The sequence below is a fragment of the Kitasatospora sp. YST-16 genome (assembly GCF_026802215.1).
In the GTDB taxonomy this organism is placed as follows: Bacteria; Actinomycetota; Actinomycetes; order Streptomycetales; family Streptomycetaceae; genus Kitasatospora; species Kitasatospora cineracea.
Map to the genome: position 1 here is coordinate 3,988,516 of NZ_CP113837.1, position 26,145 is coordinate 4,014,660.

Below are 26,145 nucleotides of genomic sequence, written 5' to 3' on the forward strand. Positions count from 1 at the left end.
GCCGTGGTCGTAGGTCCGCTCGGCCTTTGGTCGCCGAGTCCTTGATCATTATGTGATTTGAGTCACAGTCACCGGCTATTGCTGACCGAGCGTGCCTATCGCAGTGCTCCCTGTGATTCAGTTCTTCTGGCAATCGGACGACAACCTTTCGAACCATCCGAAGCAGCCGGGGAGCCCCCGCATGGAAGCCGAGTCGGAGCCCTACGTCCGCCTGGCGACCCTCCGCACCTTGCACCGGGTCGTGGCGGACCTCAACGCTGCCCGGAGCCTGGCGGGGACCCTGCAGGCGGTCGTCGAGGGCGCCGTCCACGGACTCGGGTTCGACGCCGCCGCGGTCAGCCTGGTGCGCCCCGACGGCGACCTGGTGGTCGCCGCCGTCTGGGAGATCGAGGAGAGCGCCTTCGGCGGCCCCACCGTGCTGCTCGGCCAGGTCGGCTCCCGCGAGTCCTGGGAGCGGATGCTCCAGGTCGCCGACCACTGGGGCACCCTGCGCTTCCTGCCGCACGACCGCGGCTGGGCGATCGCCACCGACGTCCCCACCTGGACCGGCGACGGCCCGATGCCCGTCTACGGCAACGACTGGCACCCCGCCGACGTCCTGCTCGCGCCGATGTACAGCGCCGGCGGCGACCTGCTCGGCATCCTCTCGGTGGACCGCCCGCGCAGCGGCAAGCGCCCCGGCGCCTGGACCCGCGAGGCCCTGGAGATGTTCTCCCTGCAGGCCTCCATCGCCATCGGCAACGCCCGGCTGCGCGCCGAGATGCAGCGCGCGCTGGCCCGGCTGGAGAAGGAGCAGCAGGCCCTGCGGGCCAGCGAGGAGTCCTTCCGGCAGGCCTTCGAGTACGCCCCCAGCGGGATGGCCATCACCGAGCTGCACGGCGACGCCACCGGCCAGCTCAGCCGGGTCAACGACGCGCTGTGCCGGCTGCTCGGCCGCCCCCGCGCCGCGCTGCGCCAGCAGCGCTTCGTCGACCTGGTCCACCCCGACGACCTCGAACTGCTGCTGCGCACCAGCGCCGAGGGCGGCCGGGCCGAGCTGCGGCTGGGCCGCCGGGACGGCAGCTACCAGTGGGTCTGCCTGCGCAACTCGGTGGTCGCCGACGCCGCCGAGGGCCCCAGCTTCCTGCTCACCCACGTCGAGGACATCGAGGACCGCAAGCGCCACGAGCTCCAGCTCGCCCACCGGGCCAGCCACGACGCCCTCACCGGCCTGCCCAACGGCGCCGAGCTGCGGGCCCGGCTGGCCCGCCGGCTCTGTCCGATCGCCCCCGCCGCCGCGATCCCCGGCCAGGCGCCCCCGTCCGACGCCCCCCACGAGCCCTCCCAGGCCGCCCAGGACGGCCGTCCGGCCGCCGGGGAGAGCGCCGCCCCCGCGCACGGCTACGCGGCCCCCGACGGGGCCCTGGAGCACGGCCGCGCCGCCTACCCCCGGCCCCGCCCGCCCACCACGGCGCCCCCGCCCACCACGTGCACGCCGTGGTCCCCGCCGAGCAGCCGCCCGGCGACCTGTGGCACGGCCACCGCCGCGGCGGCGCCCCCGCCGGCGAGCGCGGCCTGGCCGTCCTCTACTGCGACCTCGACGGCTTCAAGCTGGTCAACGACCGGCACGGCCACAACACCGGCGACGCCGTCCTGATCGAGATCGCCCGCCGCCTGCAGCAGGTCGTCCGGGAGGGCGACACGGTGGCCCGGATGAGCGGCGACGAGTTCGTCGTCCTCGCCGACAACATCGGCCGCGAGGAGGCCAAGGAGCTGGCCGGACGGCTGCGCGGGGCGATCCTGCCGCCGATGCGGATCGACAACCGGGCGGTGCGGGTCGGCGTCAGCCTGGGCATCGGCTGGGCCGGCTGCGGCATGAGCATCGACGAGGTGCTGCACTCCGCGGACGAGCGGATGTACGACGAGAAGCGCACCCGCGGCGGCGCCGCCCGGGGCTCGCGCGGCGAGCGCTCGCACCGCCGGGCGGGCTGAGACCGACCGGCACGCGACGCCGCCCTCCGTGTGCCGGTCGGTCTGAACCGCTTACCCCCTGCTCACCCGGGCCAGGTAGGGTGCCCTGGGTACAGAGACCATCCAGCTCCAGGGGAGTCGACCGTGACCACGCCCGGTGACAACGGCACCGCGCCCGAAGGCGCCGGCCAGGACGACCCCTTCGCGTACCTGTACCGCCCGGCGGAGGGCGAGCAGCCCGTCGCCGAACGGCCCCGCAGCGGCTACAGCCGCCCGATGGAGGTCGGCCGCGCCAGCTACGGCGAGCGGCCCGTCCACCCGCAGGCCTCGCCGCCGCCCGGCCCCGCCGGGTACGGCCAGGAACCCACCACCGCGCTGCCCCCGCAGCAGTCCCGGTACGCCGAGCGCTCCCGGCCGCGGCCCGGCGAGGACAAGCCCGCGGGCCGCGGCAAGGCCGCGATCATCGGCGCCGTCGCGGTGGTCGCCGCGGTCGCCGTCGGCGCGGGCGTCGCGCTCTCCACCGGCGACCCGGACGGCAAGTCCAAGTCCAAGGCCGACGCCACCGCCCCGGCCGCGCACAGCCCGGCCGCGACCGCCTCGAACAGCCCGAGCACCGCCGCGAGCAGCGCCGCGCCCAGCCCGACCGCGGCGGGCCAGCCGGTCAGCGACGCGTCCAAGCTGCAGGCCCAGGGCGCCACCACCGACAGCACCGTCAAGGGCGCGATCTCCGCCGACGGCAGCTACCTGGTGCTGCAGGCCGGTTCGTCCTTCACCTGGACGGTCAACGCCGACGCCGACGGCAAGGCCAAGTTCTGGCTGCACTTCAACAACACCGGCGCCGACCAGCCGACCCAGGTCACCGTCAACGGCAAGGAGCACCCGGGCGGCGTGACCTTCAAGAACTACTCCAAGACCCCGGCCGCCGACCCGGCGTACTCCTGGTTCAGCACCAACATATGGCCGGTGCTGCAGGCCGGTCCGAACACCATCACGGTGACCGTCCCGGCCGGGGCGTCCAACCCGGTGCTGCTGGACCAGGTCGCGCTGACGCCGATGAGCGTCAACGACTACCCGAAGTAGCGGCGGCGGGCGCGGCGGGCGGTGCCCCCCGCGCCCCCGGTTCAGGCCCGGCCGGACACCACCCGGGCCAGGTGGTCGACGGTGGCCGTCATCGCGTTCCGGGCCGCGGTCAGGTAGGCGCGCGGGTCGGTGGCGGCGGGGTGGGCGGCCAGGTGGGCGCGGACGGCCGGGGTGCAGGCGAGGTTGAGCGCCGTGCCGATGTTGATCTTCACCATGCCGGCGGCGACCGCCGCGGCCAGGGCGTCGTCGGGGACGCCGGAGCTGCCGTGCAGGACCAGCGGGACGGGGACGGCGGCGGCCAGTTCGCGGATCAGGGCGTGGTCCAGGGCGGCGGTGCGGGTGGTCATCGCGTGCGAGGAGCCGACCGCGACGGCCAGTGCGTCGACGGCGGTGTCGGCGACGTAGCGGGCGGCCTCGGCCGGGTCGGTGCGGGCGCCGGGGGCGTGCGCGCCGAGCGGGGGCTCGCCGTCCTTGCCGCCGACCCGGCCGAGTTCGGCCTCCAGGTGCAGGCCGTGGCGGTGCGCCCAGGCGGTGGCCTCGGCGGTGGCCTTGACGTTCTCGTCGTGCGGGAGCGCGGAGGCGTCGAACATCACCGAGGAGAACCCGGCGCCGGGGGCGGCCCGCAGCAGGTCGGTGTCCTCGACGTGGTCGAGGTGCAGCGAGACCGGGACGCGGGCGGCGGCGGCGACCTCGGCGCAGGCGCGGGCGATCGGCAGCAGCCGGCCGCCGCGGTAGGCGACGGCGTTCTGGCTGAGCTGGAGGACCACGGGCGTGCCGGCGGCCTCGGCGCCGGCCGCGATGGCCTCGGCGTGCTCCAGGGTGATCACGTTGAAGGCGGGCAGGCCGCGGCGTTCGGCGACGGCGGCGGCGAGCAGGTCGGAGGTGCGGGCGAGCGGCAAGGGGGAGCTCCCGGTGGGGTGAGTAGCGAGGCGCAGGTTCCGCTGCTCACCCCCGTGGCGGGAGGACCGGGACCGCCCGGAGGGGCGGCGCCGGGTCAGGCCGGATTGCCGGCCCGGGCGAAGCGGTCCGCGCCGACGATCCACTCGCCGCGGCGCATCACCGCGGCGAGTTCGTAGCTGTCGGAGTCGAGGACGACCAGGTCGGCGTTCTTTCCGGCCTCCAGGGTGCCGATGGTGTCGCCCAGCCCCAGCAGGCGGGCGGGGACGGTGGACAGCGAGGTGACGGCCTGGTTCAGGGACAGGCCGAGGACGGTGACGGCGCGCCGGAAGGCGACGTCCAGGGTGAGGGTGGAGCCGGCGATGGAGCCGCCCTCGACCAGGCGGGCCACGCCGTTCTCGACCCGGACCTGGAGCGGGCCGAGCGGGTACAGGCCGTCGCCCATGCCGGCCGCGCCCATCGCGTCGGTGATCAGCGCGACGCGCTCGGCGCCGGCCGTGCCGTAGGCGAGTTCGACCACCGAGGGGTGCAGGTGGATGCCGTCGTTGACCAGCTCGACGGTGACCCGCTCGTCCTCCAGCAGGGCGACGATCGGGCCGGGGGCGCGGTGCTGGATGCCCGGCATCGCGTTGAACAGGTGGGTGGCCACGGTGGCGCCGGCGTCGATCGCCCGCAGGGTGACCTCGTAGTCGGAGTCGGTGTGGCCGACGGCGGCGATGATGCCGAGGTCGGACAGCATCCGCACCGACTCCAGGCCGCCGGGCAGCTCCGGGGCCAGGGTGAACATCTTCGTGTGGCCGCGGCCCGCGTCGGCGAGCTTGCGCACCAGCGCCGGGTCCGGGTCGCGCAGCAGGTCGGGGCGGTGGGCGCCGCACCGGTTGTGCGAGATGAACGGGCCCTCGAAGTGGATGCCGGCCAGCACGCCGTCCTCGACGAGCTCGGAGAGCACCGCCGCCTGGCGGCAGACCTCGTCGATCTCGCCGGTGACGGTGGAGGCCATCGTCGTGGTGGTGCCGTGCTCCAGGTGCGTGCGGGCGGCGGTGAGCGCCTCCTCGGCGATGCCGGAGGCGTACGAGGCGCCGCCGCCGCCGTGCACGTGCAGGTCGACGAAGCCGGGGACGACGGTGTACCCGGTGAGGTCGAGGTCGCCCGGTTCCACCTCGCCGCCGAGGCCCGCGATGCGGGCGCCCTCGACGGAGACCCGGCCCGCGTCGATCACCCCGCCGGGCAGGACCAGTCGGGCTCCGGCCAGTGCAGTACGGTCCGCGGTCACGCGGTCACCTCCATGGAGAGCAGATCCCAGGCGAGCAAGCCTGCGCCCAGGGACGCGGCGGTGTCTTTGAGCATGGCCGGTACGACCTTCGGGGGCATCTGGAAGGTCAGGCGCTCGGTCACCGCGGCGCGCAGCGGCGTGAAGAGCGTGTCACCGGCCTCGGCCAGCCCGCCGCCGACGATCACCGTGGACGGGTCGAGCAGGCTCTGCGCCAGCACGATGCCGTCGGCGAGCGCGTCCACCGCGTTCCGCCAGACCGCGAGGGCCCTCGGGTCGCCGGCGTCGACGGCGCTCGCGCAGGCGGCGGCGTCGGCCTCGGGGTCACCGCTGGCCTCGGCCCAGACCCGGGAGACCGCGGAGGCCGAGGCCAGGGTCTCCAGGCAGCCGCGGGCGCCGCAGCCGCACTGCGGGCCGCCGGGGCGGACCACCACGTGGCCGATCTCGCCGCCGTAGCCGTGCGCACCCGCCTCGATGGCGCCGTCGATGCCGATGGCGCCGGCGATGCCGGTGCCGAGCGCGATGAACAGGAAGCGCGAGACCCCCTGCCCGGCGCCGATCCGGCCCTCGGCGAGGCCGCCGGAGCGGACGTCGTGGCCGAGGGCGACCGGGATGCCGCCGAGGCGCTCGCCGAGCAGCTTGCGCATCGGCAGGTCGCGCCAGCCGAGGTTGGCGGAGAAGACCGCGATCCCGTTCTTCTCGTCGATCGTCCCCGGCACGGCGACGCCCGCCGCGAGGGGGGCGGCACCGAACCGGGTGCGGCCCTCCTGCGCCAGGTCGGCGGCGAAGTCGAGGATGGTGGCGACGACGGCGTCGGGGCCGTGCTCCCGCCCGGTCGGTCGGCGTGCTTCGAACAGCACGGAGCCGTCCTGGGCGACCAGCGCGGCCTTCATGCCGGTGCCGCCTACATCGAGTGCGATGACGTGCTTCACGGGGGACAGTTTCCCTTGGCCGGGTCTAAGAGGTCTAGTCCAGTTGCTCGATTGGTCTGGTCCTGAGAGGTGAGGTTTATCGCTCTTTGCAGCCTCCTGGGCGGTTTGGGTGGCGAAGCCGTTACCGGGGGTGCGGGCGGCCCGGGCTCAGCCGAGCACGATCGAGCGGGTCAGGTTGCGCGGCTCGTCCGGGTTCAGGCCGCGGTGCGCGGCCAGCGCGACCGCCAGCCGGTGCACCCGGACCAGGTCGGCCAGCGGGTCCAGGCCGTCCGCGCCGGAGTCGGCCACCAGCCGGCCGCCGACCGCGGCGACCTCGCCGGCCAGGCCCGCGGGCAGCTCGCCGAACATCCAGGCGGCCCGGCCCGGGGCGGTGATCGAGATCGGGCCGTGCCGGTACTCCATCGCCGGGTACGCCTCGGTCCAGGCCAGCGCCGCCTCGCGCATCTTCAGCCCGGCCTCCTGGGCCAGGCCGTTGGTCCAGCCCGCGCCGAGGAAGGAGACCTGCTCCAGCGCCACCAGCTCGTCCGGCACCTGCCAGGCCACCGCCCGCTCGGCGTCCGCGGCGGCCGCGGCGACGGTGCGCACCCCGGCCGGGAGGGCGCCCTCGGTCTCAAGGTGGGCCCGGAGCAGGGCGAGCACGGTGGTGGCGAAGCGGGTCTGCACCACCGAGCGCTCGTCGGCGAAGCCCAGGTCGACCAGGTGGTCGGCGGCGGCGGCCACCGGCTGGTCCACGCAGGCGGTGAGCGCGGTGGTCGGCAGGTCGGTGGCCGCCAGCAGCCGCAGCACCTCGGTGGTGGTGCCGGAGCGGGTGATCGCCAGCACCCGGTCGTAGCGGCGGGCGAGCGGGAACTCGGAGGCGGCGAAGGCGTCGGTCTCGCCGTGGCCGCCGGCCTCGCGCAGCGCGGCGTACGCCTGGGCCATGAACCAGGAGGTGCCGCAGCCCACCACGGCCACCCGCTCGCCGCGCCGCGGCAGGCCGGCCGGGCCGCTCGCCGCCAGGGCGGCGGCGGTGCGCCAGTCGTCGGGCTGGGTGGCGATCTCCTCGCCGGTCAGGCTGGTGTGCGGCATGGGTGCGGGCTCCTTCGGCTTCCCCGGGGACGGCGCGATGCGGACCGGAACCGCCCGAGGGCGGAACGAGTGCGCAAAGCTGATTGATTTATAGCTGTTTCGCGCACGATTGCGCAATGAGTGGAGCGGAGCCTGGGTGTGCGAAGCTGTCCCCGCCGGGCGCGGGGCGTGCCGGGCGGGGCGCGGGAGGAGCGGACGGTGTCCAGGTACGAGCGGTGGAACGCGCTGCTGGAACTGCTGGCCGAGCACGGCCGGTTGGACGTCGAGGAGGCGGCCGGCGAGCTGGACGTCTCGGCCGCGACCATCCGCCGCGACCTCGACCAGCTGGCCCGCCAGCAGATGCTCACCCGCACCCGCGGCGGCGCGGTGGCGCACAGCGTCTCCTACGACCTGCCGCTGCGCTACAAGACCGCCCGCAACGCCGACGCCAAGCAGCGGATCGGCACCCTGGTGGCCGGCCTGATCGCCCCCGGCGAGGTGGTCGGCCTGAACGGCGGCACCACCACCACCGAGGTGGCCCGGGCGCTCGCCGTCCGGCCCGACCTGGCCGAGCACCCGGAGAGCGGCCAGAGCCTCACCGTGGTCACCAACGCGCTCAACATCGCCAACGAACTGACGGTCCGTCCGCAGGTGAAGATCGTGGTCACCGGCGGTGTCGCCCGCCCCCAGTCGTACGAGCTGATCGGCCCGCTGGCGGCCCAGGTGCTCGGCGAACTCGCCCTGGACACCGCGGTGCTGGGCGTGGACGGGCTCGACACCGAGCACGGCGCGACCGCCCACCACGAGGGCGAGGCGGCGATCAACCGGCTGCTCGCCGAACGGGCCCGGCGGGTGGTGGTGGCCGCCGACTCCTCCAAGCTGGGCCACCGGGCCTTCGCCCGGATCTGCGGCCTGGAGGCGGTCGACACCCTGGTCACCGACAGCCAGGTGCCGGACGCGCTGGCCGCCGCCTTCACCGACGCCGGGGTGACCGTCCTGACCGCCTGAGCGCGCCGGAACGGGGGCGGAACGGCGACGGAACGGGGGCGGGGCAGCGGCGGGGCGGCGGCACGGTGGAGACTCTTGGCCGTCCGAATATCGGACAGTTGTGCAGTCCACGTTGCGCGGGGCGCAACAGGAACTGACACTTCGATAACTTCCGCCCCTACAGGTCTGGACCACTGTGAGCGGGAACTGCCAGGGTCGCGGCTGTCACCCTCCCGAAGGCGGTCCCCCTTGAAGCGATCAGCGCTGATCCCTCTCCCCCTCGCCGGATGCCTGCTGCTCTCCGGCTGCGGCGTCCTGTCCGGTGGAGGCGGGGTGACGCTCGACCTGGTCGCGGCCGACTACGGAACCGACGCCTCCAACAGCAGCAGCATCTACTGGAACAAGGTCGCCAGGGACTTCGAGGCCGCCAACCCCGGCATCAAGGTGAAGGTCGACGTGGTCTCCTGGGACGACATCGACAAGCACGTCGCCGACCTGATCGCCAAGGGGAAGACCCCCGACGTCGTGCAGACCGGCGGCTTCGCCGACCAGGTCGCCGCCGACCGCCTCTACCCCGTCGGCGACGTGCTCTCCATGGAGGCCCAGGCCAACCTGCTGGGCTCGTTCAGCAAGGCCGGCCAGGTGCTCGGCAGCCAGTACGGCATCCCGTTCATCTCCTCCAGCCGGGTGTTCGTCTACAACAAGGCGATCTTCGACAAGGCCGGCATCACCGCCCCGCCCGCCACCTGGGACGACCTGCGCAAGGACGCCGACCTGATCAAGTCCAAGGTCCCGGGCGTCACCCCGTACGCGCTGCCGCTCGGCCCCGAGGAGGCCCAGGCCGAGTCGATGATCTGGACGATGAGCGGCGGCGGCGAACTCTCCGACAGCGTCGGCAACTACACCATCGACAGCCAGCCCAACCGGGACACCTTCAAGTGGCTGCGCACCAACCTGGTCGACCGGGGCCTGACCTACGACGACCCCGGCCAGGTCAACCGCAAGGACGCCTTCACCGCCTTCACCAAGGGCGAGGTCGCCATGCTCAACGGCCACCCCGCACTGATCAAGGCCGCCGCCGCGGCCGGCGTCCAGTACGGCACCGCCGCGATCCCGCGCAAGAGCAAGGAGGTCAAGGAGGTCGCCTTCGGCGTCGCCGACTGGCTGATGGCCTTCAAGGCCAACGGCCACCGGGCGGAGATCAAGAAGTTCCTGAACTTCACCCTCGCCAAGCAGAACACCCTGGCCTTCGACGAGGAGTACAACATGCTCCCCGTCACCCAGGACACCCTCGACGACATGTCGGCCAACGCCTCCCACCAGGACCTCGCCCAGTTCCTCCAGAACCTGCCCACCGCCAGCTTCTACCCCTACGGCGACCCCTCCTGGGACAAGGTCAGCAGCATGATCAAGCAGCAGATGGGCAAGGCCGTGAAGAGCGGCGGCGACCAGGTGCTCGCCGACCTGCAGTCCACCGCCCTCGCCGAGGCCGCCAAGGCCCGCCGGACGGGGTGACGGGGACGGGGGCGGTGCGACGGGGGACGGGGTCGGTGTGACGGGGGACGGTGCGACAGGGGCGGTGTGACGGGGGCGGTGTGACGGGGGCGGGGCATAGCCTGGACGCATGGCCGAACTGACCGAACGCGACCGGGCCGTGCTCGCCCTGGAAGCCCGCGGGTGGCGGACCGCCGGTGCCAAGGAGCAGGCGATCCGGCAGGAGCTCGGCATCTCCGCCACCCGCTACCACCAGCTGCTCAACGCCCTGCTCGACCGGGCCGAGGCACTCGCCCACGACCCGGTCCTGGTCAACCGGCTGCGCCGGATCCGGCAGGCGCGGCGCGAAGCCCGGCAGTGACCACCGGCCCGATAGCCGCCCGGCGACCGGCGGCGGCCGGTAGCGTCGGGGGCATGGGAATCGCTGAACAGATCACGACCCAGGCAGGTCGGACCGGACTGGCGGGCCTGCTCGCCGATCCGAAGTCCGCCGTCGTGGGACTCGACTTCGACGGCACGCTCGCCCCGATCGTCGCCGACCCCGACCGGGCCCGCGCCCACCCCGGCGTCGTCCCCGCACTCGGCGCGCTGGCCCCGCTGGTCGGCGCGGTCGTCGTGGTCACCGGACGGCCCGCCGCGACCGCCGCCGCGTACGGCGGCTTCACCGCCGCCCCCGGCCTCGAACACCTCACCGTCCTCGGCCACTACGGCGCCGAACGCTGGGACGCCCGCAGCAACGCCGTCACCGCCGCCCCGGCACCGCCCGGGGTGGCCGCCGTCCGCGGCGAACTGCCGTCGCTGCTCGCCGGGTTGGACGTGCCCGAGGGCACCTTCGTCGAGGACAAGGAACGCGCGCTGGCCGTCCACACCCGGCGCGCCCCCGAACCGGACGCGCTGCTGGAACGGCTGCGCGGGCCGCTCGACGAACTCGCCGGGCGGCACGGACTCGTCGTCGAACCCGGCCGGATGGTCCTCGAACTGCGGCCGCCCGGGGTCGACAAGGGAGCCGCCCTGCACGAGTTCCTCGCCGAACGGGACGCGGGCCCGGTCCTCTTCGCCGGCGACGACCTCGGCGACCTCGCCGCCTACGCGGAGATCGGCCGCCGCCGCGAAGCCGGCCACCCCGGCCTGCTCGTCTGCAGCGGCCCCGTCACCGGCGAACCCCCGGTCGCGGCCCTCGCCGAACGCGCCGACCTGCTGGTCGCCGGGCCGGCGGGGGTGGTCGACCTGCTGAACGGGCTGACGGAACTGCTGCGGGGGTAGGCCGCGGGCGCGAGCGGGATGGTGCGAAACCGGGGGCGCGGGGAACTGCGCGCAGCGGAGGGGCACGTCAGCGAGGTCGCGGGACAGTGCAAGTGGCTGTCCTGCGAGGCGATCTGGCTGTGGGTGCTCGGTTGGCCGCGCAGTTCCCCGCGCCCCCGGTTTCGCTCGGGTGGGCCTACAGCAATTCTCCTGCGCCCTGTCTGCGCCTTCCGGTCTGTGCCTCTGGCCTCAGAGCGCGTGGAGCTGGTCCAGGAACCACTGCTGGGGTGGGAGGGCGGTGGCGGCGGCGGCGAGGCGTTTGGTGCGGTCGGTGCGTTCGGCGGGGGGCATGGTGAGGGCTTCGGCGAGGGCGTCGGCGGTGGCGATGACGTCGTAGGGGTTGACGGTGATCGCGTCGTCGGCGAGTTCGGCGTACGCGCCGGCCTCGCGGGACAGGACGAGGGCGCAGCCGTGGTCGGAGACGACGGGGACCTCCTTGGCGACCAGGTTCATGCCGTCGCGGATCGGGTTGACCAGGGCGACGTCGGCGAGCCGGTACGCGGCGAGGGAGCGCGGGAAGTCGTCGTTGACGTGCAGGATGAGCGGCTGCCAGTCGGCGGTGCCGAACTCGGTGTTGATCTCCTCGGCGAGGCGCTGCACCTCGGCGGTGTAGTCGCGGTACTCGGCGAGGTCGGTGCGGGAGGGGTAGGCGAAGGCGATGTGGACGACGTTGCCGAGCCACTCGGGGCGGGTGCGCAGCAGGTGCCGGTAGGCGAGCAGGCCGCGGACGATGTTCTTGCTGAGTTCGGTGCGGTCGACCCGGACGATGGTGCGGCGCTCGCCCACGGCCTCGCGCAGGGTGGCGAGGCGTTCGTCGACGTCGGGCCGGTGGGCGCGTTCGCGCAGGAACTCGGCGTCGGCGCCGAGGCCGTGCACGCCGAGCCGGGTGGTGCGGCCGCCGTGGGTGACGGTCAGTTCGGAGCGGTCGACCTGCGCGCCGAGGACGGCCTCGCAGCAGTCGGCGAAGGCGAGGGCCCAGCGGCGGGTGAGGAAGGCGGCGCGGTCGGCGCCGAGGATGCCTTCGAGGACGGCGGCGGCGACGTCGTCGGGCAGCAGCCGGTAGTAGTCCGGCGGGGCCCAGGGGGTGTGCGAGAAGTGGCCGATCCGCAGGTCGGGGCGGAGTTCGCGGAGCAGGGCGGGGGCCAGCGAGAGGTGGTAGTCCTGCACCAGGACGGCGGCGCCGGGGGCGGCCTCGGCGGCGAGGGCTTCGGCGAAGGCGGCGTTGTACGCCCGGTAGGCGGCCCACTCGGTGCGGAAGTCGGCGCCGAAGGCGGGCTGCACGGGCGTCTGGTAGAGCAGGTGGTGGACGAACCAGAGGGTGGAGTTGGCGACGCCGTTGTAGGCGCGGGCGAAGGTCTCCGGATCGATGTCCAGCATCCGGACGGCCTGTCCGCCGACGTCGTGGCCGGCCAGGTCGAGGCGGCCGTCGGGGGCCTGCCGGGCGGCGGTGCGGTCGGCGTCGGAGAGGGCGGCGCAGACCCAGACCGCGTTCGGGTCGTCGATCGCGGAGAGCCCGGACACCAGGCCGCCACCGCCTCTGCGGAGGGTCAGTGAGCCGTCGTCCTCCGTGCGGAAGGACACCGGGCCGCGGTTGGAGGCCACCAGGATCGGGGCGGCTCCGGACTGCTGGGGGCGTTCGGACGCGTGATCGGCCATACAGCCAACCTTGCCGTGCGATCACCGGACCAAACCACTCGGCGCGGTGCGTGCCGGGTGAACTCCCGGGGTCAGCGGTCGCGGTACTCGGGGACGGCGGCCATCGGGGGGCGTTCGGTGGCCGGGACGGGGTGGGTGCGGGGGGTGAAGCCCGCGGCGGTGCGGGTGTACTGGGTGAGCAGCGGCCGGACCAGGTCGGGGTCGGCCTTGAGGCGGTGGGTGCGGTCCAGGCGTTCCAGGGCGGTGCGGTAGATGGTGGCGGCCATCCGGCCCAGCGCCTGGCCGTCCTGGTGCCGGTGGTGCCGGACGCCGACGTCGACCTGGGCCAGCGCGTCCAGCCCGGCCAGCTCCAACGCGTCGACCAGCAGGCCGAGTTCGACGCCGTAGCCGGTCGGGAAGGGCAGCCGCTCCAGCAGGCTGCGGCGGGCCGCGTACTCGCCGCCGAGGGGCTGGACGAAGCCGGCCAGCTGCGGCCAGTGCAGGCTGAGCAGCGGGCGGGCGACCAGTTCGGTGACCCGGCCGCCGCCGGCCGGGACGACGGCGCCGTCGGCCTCGAAGGGCCGGTCGTACATGGCCTTGACCAGTTGCAGGGCCGGGTCGGTGAGCAGTGGGCCGATGATGCCGGAGACGAAGGCCGGGTCGAACTCGCGCAGGTCGGCGTCGACGAAGCAGACGATCGCGCCGCTGGTGGCGAGCAGCGAGCGCCACAGCACCTCGCCCTTGCCGGGTTCGGCGGGCAGCCGGGGCAGGATCGCGTCGCGGTGCACCACCCGGGCGCCGGCGGCGGCCGCGGCGGCGGCGGTGCCGTCCTGCGAGCCGGAGTCGACCACCACCAGCTCGTCGACCAGCGGGACGCGCTCGACCAGCTCGGTGCGGATCGCGGCGACGATCTCGCCGACGGTGGGCTCCTCGTCCAGCGCGGGCAGCACCACGCTGACGGTGCCGGCCGCCCCGGCGGCGCGTTTGGCGGCCAGCAGCAGGTCGAGCGGCCGGTCGGCGGCCGTCCACGATCGGCGGCGCAGCCAGTCGGCCACCTCCGGCAGGACCCCGGGCTCGGGCTGCTCCGGCAAGTCTCGCTCCCTGTGTCGGTTCGTCTCGGGTGTCGGACGCGGGGGTGGGTCCGCGCGGGCCTTCGGATACAGTCTTCGTATTGCGATCGTGCCTTCGCACCCGGGGGTCGCTCGCAGCGTACGACCACAACTTCACAGAGCTCATCCAGAGGGACTGAGGGAACGGCCCGTTGAAGTCCCGGCAACCCTCCCGCGCGGCCAGCAGGCCCGGCGGGACAGGTGCCAATTCCGTCCCGGACGCGACCGCGCTCCGGGGAAGATGAGGAGAAAGGGCCTCGCCACCATGGCTGTTGACACCGCCGCACCCACCGCCGTCGACCTCGGTCCCGCGACCGCGCTGTCCTGTCGGGAGTGCGGAACGCGCTTCCCGCTCGGCCCGAGCTTCGCCTGCCTGGAGTGCTTCGGCCCGCTGGAGATCGCCTACGACTACGCGGGCTACGACGCCGAGGAGCTGCGCAAGCGGATCGAGGCCGGCCCGGCGTCGATCTGGCGCTACGCCCCGCTGCTGCCCGTCCCGGCAGACGTGGCCGGCAAGCCGAACCTGAACCCGGGCTGGACCCCGCTGGTCAAGGCCGACAACCTGGGCCGCGAGCTGGGCTTCACCGCGCAGCTGCACATCAAGGACGACTCGGGCAACCCGACCCACTCCTTCAAGGACCGGGTGGTGGCCTGCGCGATCGAGGCCGCCCGGGCCTTCGACTTCACCACGCTGTCCTGCTCCTCCACCGGCAACCTGGCCGGCGCGGTGGGCGCCGCGGCCGCCCGGGCCGGCTTCAAGTCCTGCGTGTTCATCCCGCACGACCTGGAGCAGGGCAAGGTCGTGATGGCCGGCGTGTACGGCGGCGAGCTGGTCGGCATCGACGGCAACTACGACGACGTGAACCGCTTCTGCTCCGAGCTGATCGGCGACCCGGCCGGCGAGGGCTGGGGCTTCGTGAACGTCAACCTGCGCCCGTACTACGGCGAGGGCTCCAAGACCCTGGCGTTCGAGATCTGCGAGCAGCTCGGCTGGCGGCTGCCCGACCAGCTCGTCATCCCGATCGCCTCCGGCTCCCAGCTCACCAAGATCGACAAGGGCCTGCAGGAGCTGATCAAGCTCGGCTTGGTCGAGGACAAGCCGTACAAGATCTTCGGCGCCCAGGCCGAGGGCTGCTCCCCGGTCTCGGCCGCCTTCAAGGCCGGCCGCGACGTGATCAAGCCGGTCAAGCCGGACACCATCGCCAAGTCGCTGGCGATCGGCAACCCGGCCGACGGCCCGTACGTGCTGGACATCGCCCGCCGCACCGGCGGCGCGGTCGAGGACGTCACCGACGCCGAGGTGGTCGAGGCGATCAAGCTGCTCGCCCGCACCGAGGGGATCTTCGCCGAGACCGCGGGCGGCGTCACCGTGGGCGTGCTGAAGAAGCTGGTCGAGACCGGCCTGCTGGACCCGTCCAAGGAGACCGTCGCGATCAACACCGGCGACGGCCTCAAGACCCTCGACGCGGTCGCCGACGCCGGCATGACCGCCGTGATCCGCCCGACGCTGGAGTCCTTCCGCGCCGCCGGCCTCGCCACCGCCTGACACCCCCCCACGCCGCCCCACGCCCGAGGAGCACCGCATGAGCGCCACCGTCCGCATCCCGACCATCCTGCGCACCTACACCGGCGGCGCCGCCGAGGTGACCGCCGAGGGCGCGACCCTGTCCGCCGTCATCGCGGACCTGGAGGCGAACCACGCCGGCATCGCCGCCCGCCTGCTGGACGACACCGGCAAGCTGCGCCGCTTCGTCAACGTGTACGTGAACGACGACGACGTGCGCTTCGCCGAGGGCCTGGAGACCGAGATCAAGGACGGCGCCTCGGTGTCGATCATTCCGGCGGTGGCCGGCGGTTGCTGAACCGCCCGCATTCCCGCGGCCGCCGTTCGGTCCGGAATTCCTTTTTCCGGACCGGGCGGCGGCCCGTTGCGCGCCGGGGCCCGGCGGCCCGGTTACCTGCGGTTTTCCGGCGCGGCGGGTCGCCGGAATTCCGACCGGTTCGGGGGAGTAGAGTTCCGGTCAGGTCCGTTCCCCTCCACGGCCCGGTTCAATCCTCGTTTTCCGCACCGCGCTCCGCCCGTGCAGAACCCGTTCCGCCCCCGCTTCCGCCTCGCTTCCGTCCCGCGCGCTGAGACGTCCGCCGGGGAGCTTTCCGCCTGTTCTGTCAGGCCGCCGTCAGAATTGTTCCGTCGTTTTGCGGCGACGCGTCCGTTATGTCCCGTGGCAATTGTCGACGGATGCGCCTTTCGTTCCGAAATATCCCCCGCCGGGCGGCGGGGTTCCCCGCAAATTGGGCCTGTTGCAGAGGGCGCATATCCGGATACATTCAGCCGCGACAGAGGCTGCGCCGTACGGGGGGGAGTCCCCAGGCCGGTCTTCCAGACCTCCGGGTCCGCGTCCTGCGGATCTCTGAAGGGCCAGCACAGCACAAGGGGAGTTCGGAATGGCTCAGGGCACCGTCAAGTGGTTCAACGCCGAGAAGGGCTACGGCTTCATCGCGGTCGACGGTGGAGCGGACGTGTTCGTCCACTACAGCGCGATCCAGATGGACGGCTACCGCACCCTGGAAGAGGGCCAGCGGGTCGAGTTCGAGATCTCGCAGGGTCAGAAGGGTCCGCAGGCCGACATGGTCCGCGCCGCCGGCGCCTGACGGCCCCGGCGGACCGCCACGCACCGAAACTCGCAGGCCCGCCCCCGACGCGACGCGTCCGGGGCGGGCCTGCGGGCTTTCCGGGCGGCCCGCGGGTTGCCCGGCGGCCGGTCGGCGGGGCCCCAATGGGCTTGCACTCGCCACCCCAGAGTGCTAATCATTGGCGTTAGCACTCACCGTGTGAGAGTGACAAACGGACCGGGCCGGTGAGGCCCCGGAAGCGGTAGGGGAAGGGACCCCCGCTCTCCTGGGCCGTCCGTCGCGGGCACCCCTTGGTCCGAGCAGTCGACCGTGTCCCGGAGGACCACTTCTGATGGCCAAGATCATCGCCTTTGACGAGGAAGCCCGCCGCGGCCTTGAGCGTGGCATGAACCAGCTTGCCGACGCCGTGAAGGTCACGCTCGGCCCCAAGGGTCGCAACGTCGTCCTGGAGAAGAAGTGGGGCGCCCCCACGATCACCAACGACGGTGTCTCCATCGCCAAGGAGATCGAGCTCGAGGACCCGTACGAGAAGATCGGCGCCGAGCTGGTCAAGGAGGTCGCCAAGAAGACCGACGACGTCGCGGGTGACGGCACCACCACCGCCACCGTGCTCGCCCAGGCGCTCGTCCGCGAGGGTCTGCGCAACGTCGCCGCCGGCGCCAACCCGATGGCCCTCAAGCGCGGCATCGAGAAGGCCGTCGCCGCCGTCTCCGACCAGCTGCTGGCCCAGGCCAAGGACGTGGAGACCAAGGAGCAGATCGCCTCCACCGCCTCCATCTCGGCCGCCGACACCCAGATCGGCGAGCTCATCGCCGAGGCCATGGACAAGGTCGGCAAGGAAGGCGTCATCACCGTCGAGGAGAGCAACACCTTCGGCCTGGAGCTCGAGCTCACCGAGGGCATGCGCTTCGACAAGGGCTACATCTCCGCCTACTTCGCCACCGACCTGGAGCGCATGGAGGCGAGCTTCGAGGACCCGTACATCCTCATCGCCAACTCCAAGATCTCCTCGGTCAAGGACCTCCTCCCGCTGCTGGAGAAGGTCATGCAGAGCGGCAAGCCGCTCGTCATCATCGCCGAGGACGTCGAGGGCGAGGCCCTGTCGACCCTGGTCGTGAACAAGATCCGCGGCACCTTCAAGTCCGTCGCCGTCAAGGCCCCGGGCTTCGGCGACCGCCGCAAGGCCATGCTCGGCGACATCGCCATCCTGACCGGCGGCACCGTGATCTCCGAGGAGGTCGGCCTCAAGCTGGAGAACGCCGGCGTCGACCTGCTGGGCACCGCCCGCAAGGTCGTCATCACCAAGGACGAGACCACCATCGTCGACGGCGGCGGCGACAGCGACCAGGTCGCCGGCCGGGTCAACCAGATCCGCGCCGAGATCGAGAACTCCGACTCGGACTACGACCGCGAGAAGCTCCAGGAGCGCCTGGCGAAGCTCGCGGGCGGCGTGGCCGTCATCAAGGCCGGCGCGGCCACCGAGGTCGAGCTCAAGGAGCGCAAGCACCGCATCGAGGACGCGGTGCGCAACGCCAAGGCCGCCGTCGAGGAGGGCATCGTCGCCGGTGGCGGCGTCGCCCTGCTGCAGGCCGGTGTCGCGTTCGAGAAGCTGGAGCTGGAGGGCGACGAGGCCACCGGTGCCAACATCGTCCGCGTGGCGCTGGAGGCCCCGATCAAGCAGATCGCGACCAACGCCGGCCTCGAGGGCGGCGTCGTGGTCGAGAAGGTCCGCAACCTGCCCGCCGGCCACGGCCTGAACGCCGCGACCAACGAGTACGTCGACCTGGTCGCCTCCGGCATCATCGACCCGGCCAAGGTCACCCGCTCCGCCCTGCAGAATGCCGCCTCCATCGCGGCGCTGTTCCTCACCACCGAGGCCGTCATCGCCGACAAGCCGGAGAAGGCCGCCGCGGCCGCCGGCGGCGGCATGCCGGGCGGTGACATGGACTTCTGATCCCCCTCGGGATCAGGCGCTCCAACGCGTTCGTCCGTGAGGGCGGCCTCCTTCGGGAGGCCGCCCTCACGGCGTTCTCGCCCGGGTCACTCCTCCGTGGGACGCTGGGGCCATGGACGGTTTCGGCGGCTTCGGGCCCGACTACCTTGAGGACGAACAGCGTCATGAGGAAGAGGGGAGGCCGACGATGGCGGTCATGGCGGTCGAGTCGGACCGGCAGTGGTCCTACCTGCTGGACACCTGGCGGGAGCTGGACGCCCCCGAGGGCTGGCGCACCGAGATCGAGGGAGGCCGGATCCAGTTGGTGCCACCGCCGGGCAAGCAGCACAACGTCATCGCCGCACGGATCCACCGGGCACTGAACCGTCTCCTGCCGGATGACGTGGAGGTCTTCCAGACCCTGGGGACGCAGATCGCCAGGCTGGAGAAGCTGTACATCCCCGATCTGGTCGTCGTGGACGCCGAACTCCTTGCCGGGGAGGACGAGGACCCGGTCGATGCGGCGGACATTCTGCTGGCCGTCGAGATCACCTCGCGCAGCACGGCCCGGCAGGACCGGACGAAGAAGCTCTGGGGCTACGCGCACGCACCCGTTCCGCTGTACCTGCTGATCGACCGCTTCGACCAGCCCGGGCCGACGGTGACGCTCTACTCCGAACCCTCCGACGGGGCGTACGGGCAGAGCGTGCGGGTGCCGTTCGGGAAGCCCGTCGAACTGCCGGAGCCGTTCGGGATCACCCTGGACACCACGGGCTTCCCGCTGCCGTAGCGGAGTGCGGGACAATGGGCGGATGGCCAGTTCCGACATCGAAGCCGCCCTGCACAGCGCGCGGGCGCTGATCCTCGCCGACCTCACCGCCCGGGACGTTGCCGACGCGGCGATCGTCTCGCTGGTGGAGGACGCCGTCACCCACCGCCGCTGGTGGCTCGAACAGTGGCCGGACGGGCGGGAGTTCGTGCTCGGGCTGGTGGCGCAGGACGTGCAGGACGCGCTGCTGGAGTCGTACGGGCGCTGGCCGCTGTGCACCGCCTGCGCGGAGCAGGAGGACGACCCGCACGCGCTCGGGGTCGAGCCGGAGCTCGGGCCCGATCCGCACTGGGTGTGCGGCAAGCGCGGCGTGGTGGTCGCCCCCGTCGGCGGGCTCGCGTGATCCTGATCGACCCCCCGAACTGGCCGGGGCACGGCAAGTGGTGGTCGCACCTGGTCAGTGACGTGTCGCTGGACGAACTGCACGCCTTCGCCGCCGAGTTGGGCGCGCCCGCGAAGGGCTTCGACCGGGACCACTTCGACATCCCGGCGGCCTGGTACGAGCGGGCGGTGGCGCTGGGCGCGCTGCCGGTGGGCAGCAGGGAGTTGGTGGCCCGGCTGACGGCGGCGGGGCTCCGGGTGCGGAAGGTGTCGAAGGTGCGGAAGGTGTCGAAGGGCTGAGGGGCCGGGGTCAGGCTTCCAGGGCGGCCAGTTCGGCGTGCATGTTGGTGCGGGCCCGGGCGTCGTAGCGGGCGTGGGCCTCGGGGGTGCGGTAGAGGGCGGGCAGGGCGAGCAGCTGGCGCAGGACGGCGGCGCGGCCCTCGCGGAAGGCGTCCGGCGGGACGAAGGAGTACTCGGCGCGGACGGCGGCGGCGTAGGCGGCGTACTGCTCGGGCGGCCCGCCGAGGACGGCGAGGTCGGCGTCGCAGAGCACCTCGCCGTTGCGGTCGCCGGGGGCGGGGTGGTGGTCGGTGGTGAGCCGGACCAGGCGGTCGGTCTCGTGGACCAGGGGCTCGGGCAGGCCGGCCTCGCGCAGGGCGCGGCAGGCGAGGGCGGCGCTGCGCTCCTCGTTCTCGGAGCGGTCGGGCCGGTAGACGGCGTCGTGGAACCAGGCGGCGAGCCGGACGGCGTCGGGGTCGTCGGCGTGGGCGGCGAGTTCGTCGATCCGGTCGAGGACGGCTTCGAGGTGGGCGGTGGTGTGGTAGCGGCGCTGCGGCTCGGCCCAGCGGGCGAGCAGGTCGCGGGCGTAGGGCTCGGGGTCGGCGGTGGCGCCGCAGCGGGTGAGCAGGTCGTGCCAGCGCGCGGACAGCGATGCGGTCATGGCGGCCATTGTGCTCCCTCGGGCTCCCTCGGTTGCGGTGGGCGGGTGTGATCCAGCCTATATGTAGTTCACCGACTTATGACGCAGACTTGAGTCATTGTCGTCCGGCGGCTATACATACTCGGTATGCAAGACGTTCCGCTGTTCCGAGGGGGAGCCATGACCGGATCGAACGCGCAGGCCGTCCTGCGCCTGGAGGGAGTCGGCCGGGTGCACGGCCGGGGCGCGGCCGAGGTGCACGCGCTGCACCCGATCGACCTGGAGGTGCGGGCCGGGGAGTTCCTGGCCGTGATGGGCCCGTCCGGCTCCGGCAAGTCCACGCTGCTCGCGCTGGCCGGCGGCCTGGACCGCCCCTCCAGCGGGCGGGTGCTGGTGGAGGGCGCACCGCTGGAGGGGCTGAGCCGGGCGAAGCTGGCCGACGTGCGCCGCCGCTCGGTGGGCTACGTGTTCCAGTCGTACAACCTGATCCCGTCCCTGACGGCCGCGGAGAACATCGCGCTGCCACGGGAGTTGGAGGGCGTGTCGGCCCGCACCGCCCGCGCCGAGGCGCGCGAGGTGCTCGCCGAACTGGGCATCGGCGAACTCGCCGACCGCTTCCCGGAGGACATGTCCGGCGGCCAGCAGCAGCGGGTCGCCATCGGCCGGGCGCTCTCCGGCGACCGGCGGCTGGTGCTGGCCGACGAGCCGACCGGCGCGCTGGACTCGGCCACCGGCGACGCGGTGCTGGAGGTCCTGCGGGCCCGCTGCGACGCCGGGGCCGCCGTCATGATGGTCACCCACGACGCGACCCACGCGGCCTGGGCGGACCGGGTGGTCTTCCTGCGCGACGGCCGGATCACCGAAGAGGCGGTGCGCCGGTGAGCGCCCTGCGGGCGGTGCTGCGGATCGCGCGCCGCGACGCCTGGCGGGCCAAGGGCCGCAGCGCCCTGGTCGCCGCGATGATCGCGCTGCCGGTGCTCGGCGCGACCGGCGTGGACGTGGTGCACCGCAGCGGCCAACTCACCGCCGCCGAACGCTCCGACCGGCTGATGGGCCGGGCCGACGCCCTGGTCGGCGCGTACGACCCGGGCAGCGCGATCGAGCAGGCGGTGTTCCCCGCCGACGGGGTCCGCGCCCTGCCGCAGCGCCCCGACGCCGCGCCGAGCCCCGAGCAGCAGCGCGCCGCGAGCACCGAACCCGCCGACCTGCTCGGCGCGCTGCTGCCGCCCGGCAGCGTCCTGACCCCGGCCCGCACCGGCCCGGTCGCCGCCGTGCAGACCAAGGACGGCCTGGCCCCCGTCGACACCTTCGAGGCCGACCTGACCGGGCAGCTCTGGCAGGGCCGGATCGACCTGGTCGGCGGCCGGGCCCCGGCCGCCCCGCACGAGGCCGCCGCCACCCGGGCCTTCCTGACCACCACCGGCCTGCGGATCGGCGACACCGTCACCGTCCGCGGCCTGGAGTCCACCCCGTTCACCCTGACCGGCACCGTCGAGCACCCCGGCGACCTGAACGCCTCCGAACTCGTCGCCCGCCCCGGCGAGTTGTACCGGCAACTGGACGAGGCGCAGGTCGCCGCCGGGCTCGCCCCGCAGACCCCGTCCGCCGAGCAGGCCGCCACCCGGAAGGCCGCCTGGCTGGTCACCCTGCCCGCCGGAGCCGGACTCGGCTGGGAGCAGGTGCGCCAATTCAACGCCCACGGCTACACCCTGACCAGCCGCCAGGTCGCCGCCCACCCGCCCGCCGAGGCGCTGGAGCGGCAGGAGGCCGTCGGCGCCGCGGACGAACGCGAACGCACCCTGATGGCCGCCGCCACCACCGCCGCCATGGCGCTGCTGGAGGTCGCCCTGCTGGCCGGACCGGCGTTCGCCGTCGGCGCCCGCCGGGCCCGCCGCCAACTCGCCCTGCTGGGCGCGGCCGGCGGCCGCCCCGGACACGTGCGGGCCGTGGTGCTCGGCGGCGGCCTGGTGCTCGGCGCGGTCGGCGCGGCGGCCGGCAGCGTGCTCGGCGCCACCCTGGTGGCCGTGCTGCGCCCCTGGCTGGAGGAGTGGGGCGGCAGCCGGTTCGGGCAGCTGGCGCTGCGTCCGACCGAACTGCTGCTGATCGCCGCCGTCGGCGTCGTCACCGCCCTGCTGGCCGCCCTGCTGCCCGCCCTGCAGGCCGGCCGCCGCGAGGTGCTGGCCGGACTGACCGACCACGACCCGGTGCGCCGCACCTCCCGCTGGACGCCGCTGCTGGGCCTGGCCGCCGTGCTGGCCGGCGCCGCGCTGGCGCTGTACGGGGCGGTGGCCGGCCAGGTCGCGGGCCCGCCGGTGCTGGCCGGGCTGAGCACGCGCTCGCTGTCCGTGCTGGGCGGCGCGGTCCTCGCCGAACTCGGCCTGCTGCTGTTCACCCCGCTGCTGATCGCCCTGCTCGGCCGGCTCTCCGGCCGGCTGCCGGTCGGCCCCCGGCTGGCCCTGCGCGACGCCGCCCGGCACCGCTCCCGCACCGCGCCCGCGGTGGCCGCCGTGCTCGCCGCCGTGGCCGGCGCGGTCGCCGTCGGCGTGCACGCGTCCGGCGCCGAGGTCCAGGACCGGGCCGCCTACCGGATGGAACAGCCCGCCGGCGCCGTCCGCCTGGTCCTGAACGGCAACGAGAAGGCGATGCCGCAACTGCGCGCCGCCCTCCCGCAGGACCTGCCCGACCTCGGCGAGCGCGCCGACCTCTACCAGGCCGCGTACGTGTTCTGCGACAACTGCTGGGGCCGGGTGTACGCCAAGGGCGGCACCGCCCGCTACGGGACGGGCGACGCCACCAGCCCCCTGGTCGTCGGCGACGCCGCCGTGCTGCACAACCTGCTGGCGCTGCGCGACCAGCGCGCCGACGACGCGCTGCTCGCCGGGAAGGCCGTGGTCACCGACCCCGCCTACCTGCACGACGGCCAGGCCGTGCTGACGATGCAGGGCGCCGGCGGCCAGGTGCGGGAGCAGCGGATCGACGCGGTGCTGGTCGAGCGCCCGGCCGGACAGCGCTACGCGCCGATGGTGGTCGCCCCCGACGCGATCCGCGCCCTGGGCCTGACCGTCCAGCCCGCCGGGGCGGTCTGGCTGCCCGCCACGCCGGTCGACAAGCGGGCCGAGCAGCGCGGCGCGGCCACCGTCGCCCGGCTCGCCCCGCGCGCCGAGTTCGGGGTGGAGCGCGGCTTCAAGCCGAAGGACAGCACCGTCCGGATCGCGCTCAGCGGCTTCGCCGCCCTGGTGGTGCTCGGCGCGGCCGTGGTCTCCACCGCGCTGGCCGCCGCCGACGCCCGCCGCGAACGCGCCCTGCTCTCCGCGATCGGCGCCCGCCCCCGCACCCGGCGCACCGTCGCCGGACTGCAGGCCGGACTGATCGCCCTGCTCGGCGCCCTGCTCGGCACCGCCAGCGGCTTCGTCCCGGCGTTCGCCCTGCTGCGCTCCCGGGCCGCCGGGGTGCCGGGCGGACCCGCCGTGAGCCTGGCCGACGCGCCGTGGGCGACCATCGCGCTGCTCGCCCTGGGCCTGCCGCTGCTGGCCGGCCTGCTCGGCGCGCTGCGCCGGGACGACCCGGCCGGGTGGCGGAACTGACCGGGCCGTGAGGAGGGGAGCGGACAGGGTGGCGCGGATAGGCCGGTCGGCGATATATGTAGTCGTATGACAGAACGCGCCATGCAGGAACCCACCCTGCTGCTGCTCACCGCACTCGCGGACGCCCCCCGGCACGGGTACGCGCTGATCCAGGAGATCGACGCGATCTCCGGGGGGCGGGTGCGGATGCGCACCGGCACCCTGTACGGCGCGCTCGACCGGCTGCTCCAGCAGGGCCTGATCACCGTCGCCGCCGAGGAGATCGTCGACGGCCGGGCCCGCCGCACCTACGCGCTCACCGACGCCGGGCGCGGCCTGCTCGCCGCCGAGGCCGAACGCCTCCGCTCCGTCGCCGCCGAGGCCCAGCGCCGCCTCGGCGGCGCCGCCGTGCCGTGGGGGCCACCGCATGAGCACCCTCGCCCCCGGCGGCCACCGCGCCGGCGTCACCCTGCGCACCGTCCTCGCGCTCTACCCCGCCCGCTACCGCCGCGACCGGGGCGCCGAACTCGCCGAGGTGTTCGCCGACACCACCGCCGGAGCCGGCCGCCTGGCCACCGCCCGCGAAGCGCTCGACCTGGCCGCCTACGGCCTGCGGCTGCGCACCGGCCTCACCTCCACCGCGCTCGGCGGCCGCCTGCTGGCCGCCGCCGCCCCGCTGCTGGCCGGCACCCTGTTCGGACTCGTCGCGCTGCCCGGCGACATCCGCTTCTGGCGGGTCGCCGACGCGGCCCGGTCCGGGTTCGGCGTCCGCTGGCAGCAACTGCCCGACAACCTCGCCCTGCTGGGCCTGACCGTCGTCCCCGCGCTGCTGGCCCTCGCCGCGGCCCTCGGCGCCTGGCGGGCGGTCCGGGCCCTGGCCGGGCTGGTCGTGCTGCTCGCCGCCGTCCGGCTCGGGGTCAGCGTGCTGACCGCCAACGTCGTCCCCGGCGGCCCCTGGCTCACCGAGCCCAACGTCTGGCTGCTGCTCCTGGACGCCACCGCCCTGCTGCCCTACCTCGCCGCGGGCGGCCTGCTCCTCGCCGCCCCCGCCGACCTGCTGGAGCGGCCCAGCCGCCTGCTGGTCGCCGTCGGCGCGGGCACCGGCCTGCTGGTGACCAAGGCCCAGGGCGGGTACGACAGTTGGCACCTGATGGACGGCTGGATGCCGCTGCTGCTCCTGCTCGCCCCGCTGCTGCTGATCCTGTGCGCCGCCCGCGAGCGGCTCCTCCCGGCGGCGATCGGCCTGGCCGTCCTGCCGCTGACCCTCTGGTTCAGCCTGTTCAGCCTGTGGGAGCAGGTCGGCGGGATGTGGCGGCTGGCCCCGCTGGCGGTGGCCGGCGCGACCGGGCTGCTGCTGACCGCACAGGCGCTGTCGACCCGTCAGGGCGCGCGCGGCCGGGCGGAGGTCTTCTAGCGGGGCCTCCTGGCGGGGGCGAACGGGACGCGAACGGCGCACGATCGGAGGGGGAAGCGGGGCCGAACGGCGGCGGGGGCTCGCCCGCCGCCTGTCGATGTGGCAGGCTATTCGATATGTCTAGACCAATGTTCGAAGTCATCGCGCTGACCCCCCAGGACGCCCGGGCCGCCGAGTCGGGCGGCGCCGACCGCCTCGAACTGGTCACCGACATGGCCGCCGACGGGCTCACCCCGGCGACCAGGGACTTCGCCGCGATCCGCGCCGCCGTCGACCTCCCGCTGCGGGTCATGCTCCGCATCCGCGACGGCTTCACCCCCGGCGACCTCGACGACCTGCTCGCCCGCACCGCCGCGCTGCGGGCCGAAGGCGCCGAGGAGTTCGTCTTCGGCTTCCTCACCCCCGACGGCGCGGTCGACCTCGCCGCGACCCGGGCCGTCGCCGAAGCCGTCGCCGGCTGCCGCTGGACCTTCCACCGGGCCATCGACCACAGCGCCGACCGCTCCGAGGTCCGCGCCGCCGTCGCCGACCTGCCCGGCCTCGACACCTTCCTCACCTCCGGCGCGGCGGCCGGCGTCGACGCCGGCCGCGAGGTCCTGCTCGGCGAACTCGCCAAGACCGGCGAGCCCGGCTACCGCCCGCAGATCCTGGTCGGCGGCGGCCTGCGCGCCGACCACGTCCCCGACCTCCTCGCCGCGGGCTTCGACGCCTTCCACATCGGCGGCGCGGCCCGCGAGGGCGGCTGGGCGGGCGCGGTCGACCCGGCGAAGGTCACACAGTGGCGCGAGCTCATCGGTACGTGAGCTGACCGGACGCGCACCGACAGGGG

The 26,145-nt window shown here is 74.1% G+C and carries 23 protein-coding genes, 2 pseudogenes and 1 riboswitch; of the genes and pseudogenes, 18 read left to right on the plus strand and 7 right to left on the minus strand.

The genetic code is table 11. From position 1 onward, the window contains the following. Positions 1-181 precede the first annotated feature (181 nt). Together OU787_RS18365 and OU787_RS18375 are read left to right on the plus strand one after the other, a co-directional pair. A pseudogene (locus OU787_RS18365) lies at positions 182-1,971 on the plus strand (diguanylate cyclase domain-containing protein). 123 nt (positions 1,972-2,094) lie between these two features. After that, the gene (locus OU787_RS18375; RefSeq protein ID WP_268660013.1) at positions 2,095-3,030 is read left to right on the plus strand and encodes a hypothetical protein; all 936 of its coding nucleotides are present in this window, start codon (positions 2,095-2,097) and stop codon (positions 3,028-3,030) included. Between the two features lie 41 nt (positions 3,031-3,071). Here the strand turns inward: OU787_RS18375 and OU787_RS18380 are convergent, their stop codons facing one another. From OU787_RS18380 to OU787_RS18395, 4 genes are all read right to left on the minus strand, one after another. Next, a complete protein-coding gene (locus OU787_RS18380; protein ID WP_268660014.1) occupies positions 3,072-3,929 on the minus strand; it encodes a class II fructose-bisphosphate aldolase in 858 nt (285 codons plus the stop codon). 95 nt (positions 3,930-4,024) lie between these two features. Further along, the gene (gene nagA, locus OU787_RS18385; RefSeq protein ID WP_030458133.1) at positions 4,025-5,200 is read right to left on the minus strand and encodes an N-acetylglucosamine-6-phosphate deacetylase; all 1,176 of its coding nucleotides are present in this window, start codon (positions 5,198-5,200) and stop codon (positions 4,025-4,027) included. Beyond that, complete coding sequence (locus OU787_RS18390; RefSeq protein ID WP_268660015.1) at positions 5,197-6,129, minus strand: ROK family protein; 933 nt, start codon at positions 6,127-6,129, stop codon at positions 5,197-5,199. Before OU787_RS18390 ends, nagA begins: the two co-directional genes overlap by 4 nt. Before the next feature lie 147 nt (positions 6,130-6,276). Next, a complete protein-coding gene (locus OU787_RS18395; protein WP_268660016.1) occupies positions 6,277-7,197 on the minus strand; it encodes an SIS domain-containing protein in 921 nt (306 codons plus the stop codon). A gap of 198 nt (positions 7,198-7,395) precedes the next feature. Between OU787_RS18395 and OU787_RS18400 the strand changes: the two genes are divergently transcribed. The 4 genes from OU787_RS18400 to otsB all read left to right on the plus strand — a co-directional run bounded on the left by OU787_RS18400 (position 7,396) and on the right by otsB (position 10,920). Next, positions 7,396-8,184 carry a DeoR/GlpR family DNA-binding transcription regulator gene (locus OU787_RS18400; protein ID WP_123553431.1) on the plus strand — a complete coding sequence of 263 codons (789 nt, stop codon included), beginning with the start codon at positions 7,396-7,398 and terminating at the stop codon, positions 8,182-8,184. A 228-nt stretch (positions 8,185-8,412) separates the two neighbouring features. Beyond that, a complete protein-coding gene (locus OU787_RS18405; protein WP_268660017.1) occupies positions 8,413-9,678 on the plus strand; it encodes an extracellular solute-binding protein in 1,266 nt (421 codons plus the stop codon). A gap of 109 nt (positions 9,679-9,787) precedes the next feature. Then, entirely contained in the window at positions 9,788-10,018 is a 231-nt protein-coding gene (locus tag OU787_RS18410; protein ID WP_030458128.1) for a DUF3263 domain-containing protein, read from the plus strand. Positions 10,019-10,071: 53 nt separating this feature from the next. Next, positions 10,072-10,920 carry a trehalose-phosphatase gene (gene otsB, locus OU787_RS18415; RefSeq protein WP_030458127.1) on the plus strand — a complete coding sequence of 283 codons (849 nt, stop codon included), beginning with the start codon at positions 10,072-10,074 and terminating at the stop codon, positions 10,918-10,920. 228 nt (positions 10,921-11,148) lie between these two features. On the opposite strand, the gene OU787_RS18420 is transcribed toward otsB, so the two are convergent. Next, complete coding sequence (locus OU787_RS18420) at positions 11,149-12,615, minus strand: alpha,alpha-trehalose-phosphate synthase (UDP-forming) (RefSeq protein WP_268660018.1); 1,467 nt, start codon at positions 12,613-12,615, stop codon at positions 11,149-11,151. A 71-nt stretch (positions 12,616-12,686) separates the two neighbouring features. Continuing rightward, positions 12,687-13,685, minus strand: a complete 999-nt coding sequence (locus OU787_RS18425; protein ID WP_268660019.1) for a glucosyl-3-phosphoglycerate synthase — start codon at positions 13,683-13,685, stop codon at positions 12,687-12,689. Positions 13,686-13,823: 138 nt separating this feature from the next. Further along, a riboswitch (SAM riboswitch) is annotated at positions 13,824-13,951 on the plus strand. Between the two features lie 17 nt (positions 13,952-13,968). On the opposite strand from OU787_RS18425, the gene thrC reads away from it, so the two are divergent. The 7 genes from thrC to OU787_RS18460 all read left to right on the plus strand — a co-directional run bounded on the left by thrC (position 13,969) and on the right by OU787_RS18460 (position 19,720). Then, positions 13,969-15,249, plus strand: a complete 1,281-nt coding sequence (gene thrC, locus OU787_RS18430) for a threonine synthase (protein ID WP_030458124.1) — start codon at positions 13,969-13,971, stop codon at positions 15,247-15,249. A gap of 37 nt (positions 15,250-15,286) precedes the next feature. Then, positions 15,287-15,565: a MoaD/ThiS family protein gene (locus OU787_RS18435; protein WP_014137492.1), complete on the plus strand. Its 279-nt coding sequence runs from the start codon at positions 15,287-15,289 to the stop codon at positions 15,563-15,565. Between the two features lie 583 nt (positions 15,566-16,148). Continuing rightward, the gene (locus tag OU787_RS18440; protein ID WP_014137493.1) at positions 16,149-16,355 is read left to right on the plus strand and encodes a cold-shock protein; all 207 of its coding nucleotides are present in this window, start codon (positions 16,149-16,151) and stop codon (positions 16,353-16,355) included. A 313-nt stretch (positions 16,356-16,668) separates the two neighbouring features. Further along, entirely contained in the window at positions 16,669-18,291 is a 1,623-nt protein-coding gene (groL, locus tag OU787_RS18445) for a chaperonin GroEL (RefSeq protein WP_030458123.1), read from the plus strand. A 187-nt stretch (positions 18,292-18,478) separates the two neighbouring features. Beyond that, positions 18,479-19,060, plus strand: coding sequence for a Uma2 family endonuclease (locus OU787_RS18450; protein WP_442788635.1), 582 nt, complete (start codon positions 18,479-18,481; stop codon positions 19,058-19,060). Positions 19,061-19,082: 22 nt separating this feature from the next. Further along, the gene (locus OU787_RS18455) at positions 19,083-19,442 is read left to right on the plus strand and encodes a hypothetical protein (protein ID WP_268660021.1); all 360 of its coding nucleotides are present in this window, start codon (positions 19,083-19,085) and stop codon (positions 19,440-19,442) included. Beyond that, positions 19,439-19,720 (plus strand): DUF4031 domain-containing protein, encoded by a 282-nt coding sequence (locus OU787_RS18460; protein ID WP_268660022.1) that lies wholly within the window; start codon positions 19,439-19,441, stop codon positions 19,718-19,720. The genes OU787_RS18455 and OU787_RS18460 overlap by 4 nt, the downstream gene beginning before the upstream one ends. Before the next feature lie 10 nt (positions 19,721-19,730). Here OU787_RS18460 and OU787_RS18465 read toward each other — a convergent pair whose 3' ends face one another. Then, positions 19,731-20,360 (minus strand): HD domain-containing protein, encoded by a 630-nt coding sequence (locus tag OU787_RS18465; RefSeq protein ID WP_030458119.1) that lies wholly within the window; start codon positions 20,358-20,360, stop codon positions 19,731-19,733. A gap of 159 nt (positions 20,361-20,519) precedes the next feature. Here OU787_RS18465 and OU787_RS18470 point away from each other — a divergent pair, with 159 nt between their 5' ends. The 5 genes and pseudogenes from OU787_RS18470 (at position 20,520) to OU787_RS18485 (ending at position 26,119) form a co-directional block, all read left to right on the plus strand. Then, positions 20,520-21,221, plus strand: coding sequence for an ABC transporter ATP-binding protein (locus tag OU787_RS18470; RefSeq protein ID WP_030458118.1), 702 nt, complete (start codon positions 20,520-20,522; stop codon positions 21,219-21,221). After that, on the plus strand, positions 21,218-23,923 hold the full coding sequence (locus OU787_RS18475; RefSeq protein WP_268660023.1) for an FtsX-like permease family protein: 2,706 nt from the start codon (positions 21,218-21,220) through the stop codon (positions 23,921-23,923). Before OU787_RS18470 ends, OU787_RS18475 begins: the two co-directional genes overlap by 4 nt. Positions 23,924-24,004: 81 nt before the next feature. After that, positions 24,005-24,235, plus strand: a pseudogene (locus OU787_RS34815) (PadR family transcriptional regulator); the annotation flags it as partial. Positions 24,236-24,329: 94 nt separating this feature from the next. Next, a complete protein-coding gene (locus OU787_RS18480) occupies positions 24,330-25,316 on the plus strand; it encodes a hypothetical protein (RefSeq protein WP_268660024.1) in 987 nt (328 codons plus the stop codon). 116 nt (positions 25,317-25,432) lie between these two features. Next, complete coding sequence (locus OU787_RS18485; protein ID WP_268660025.1) at positions 25,433-26,119, plus strand: copper homeostasis protein CutC; 687 nt, start codon at positions 25,433-25,435, stop codon at positions 26,117-26,119. Positions 26,120-26,145: the final 26 nt, after the last annotated feature.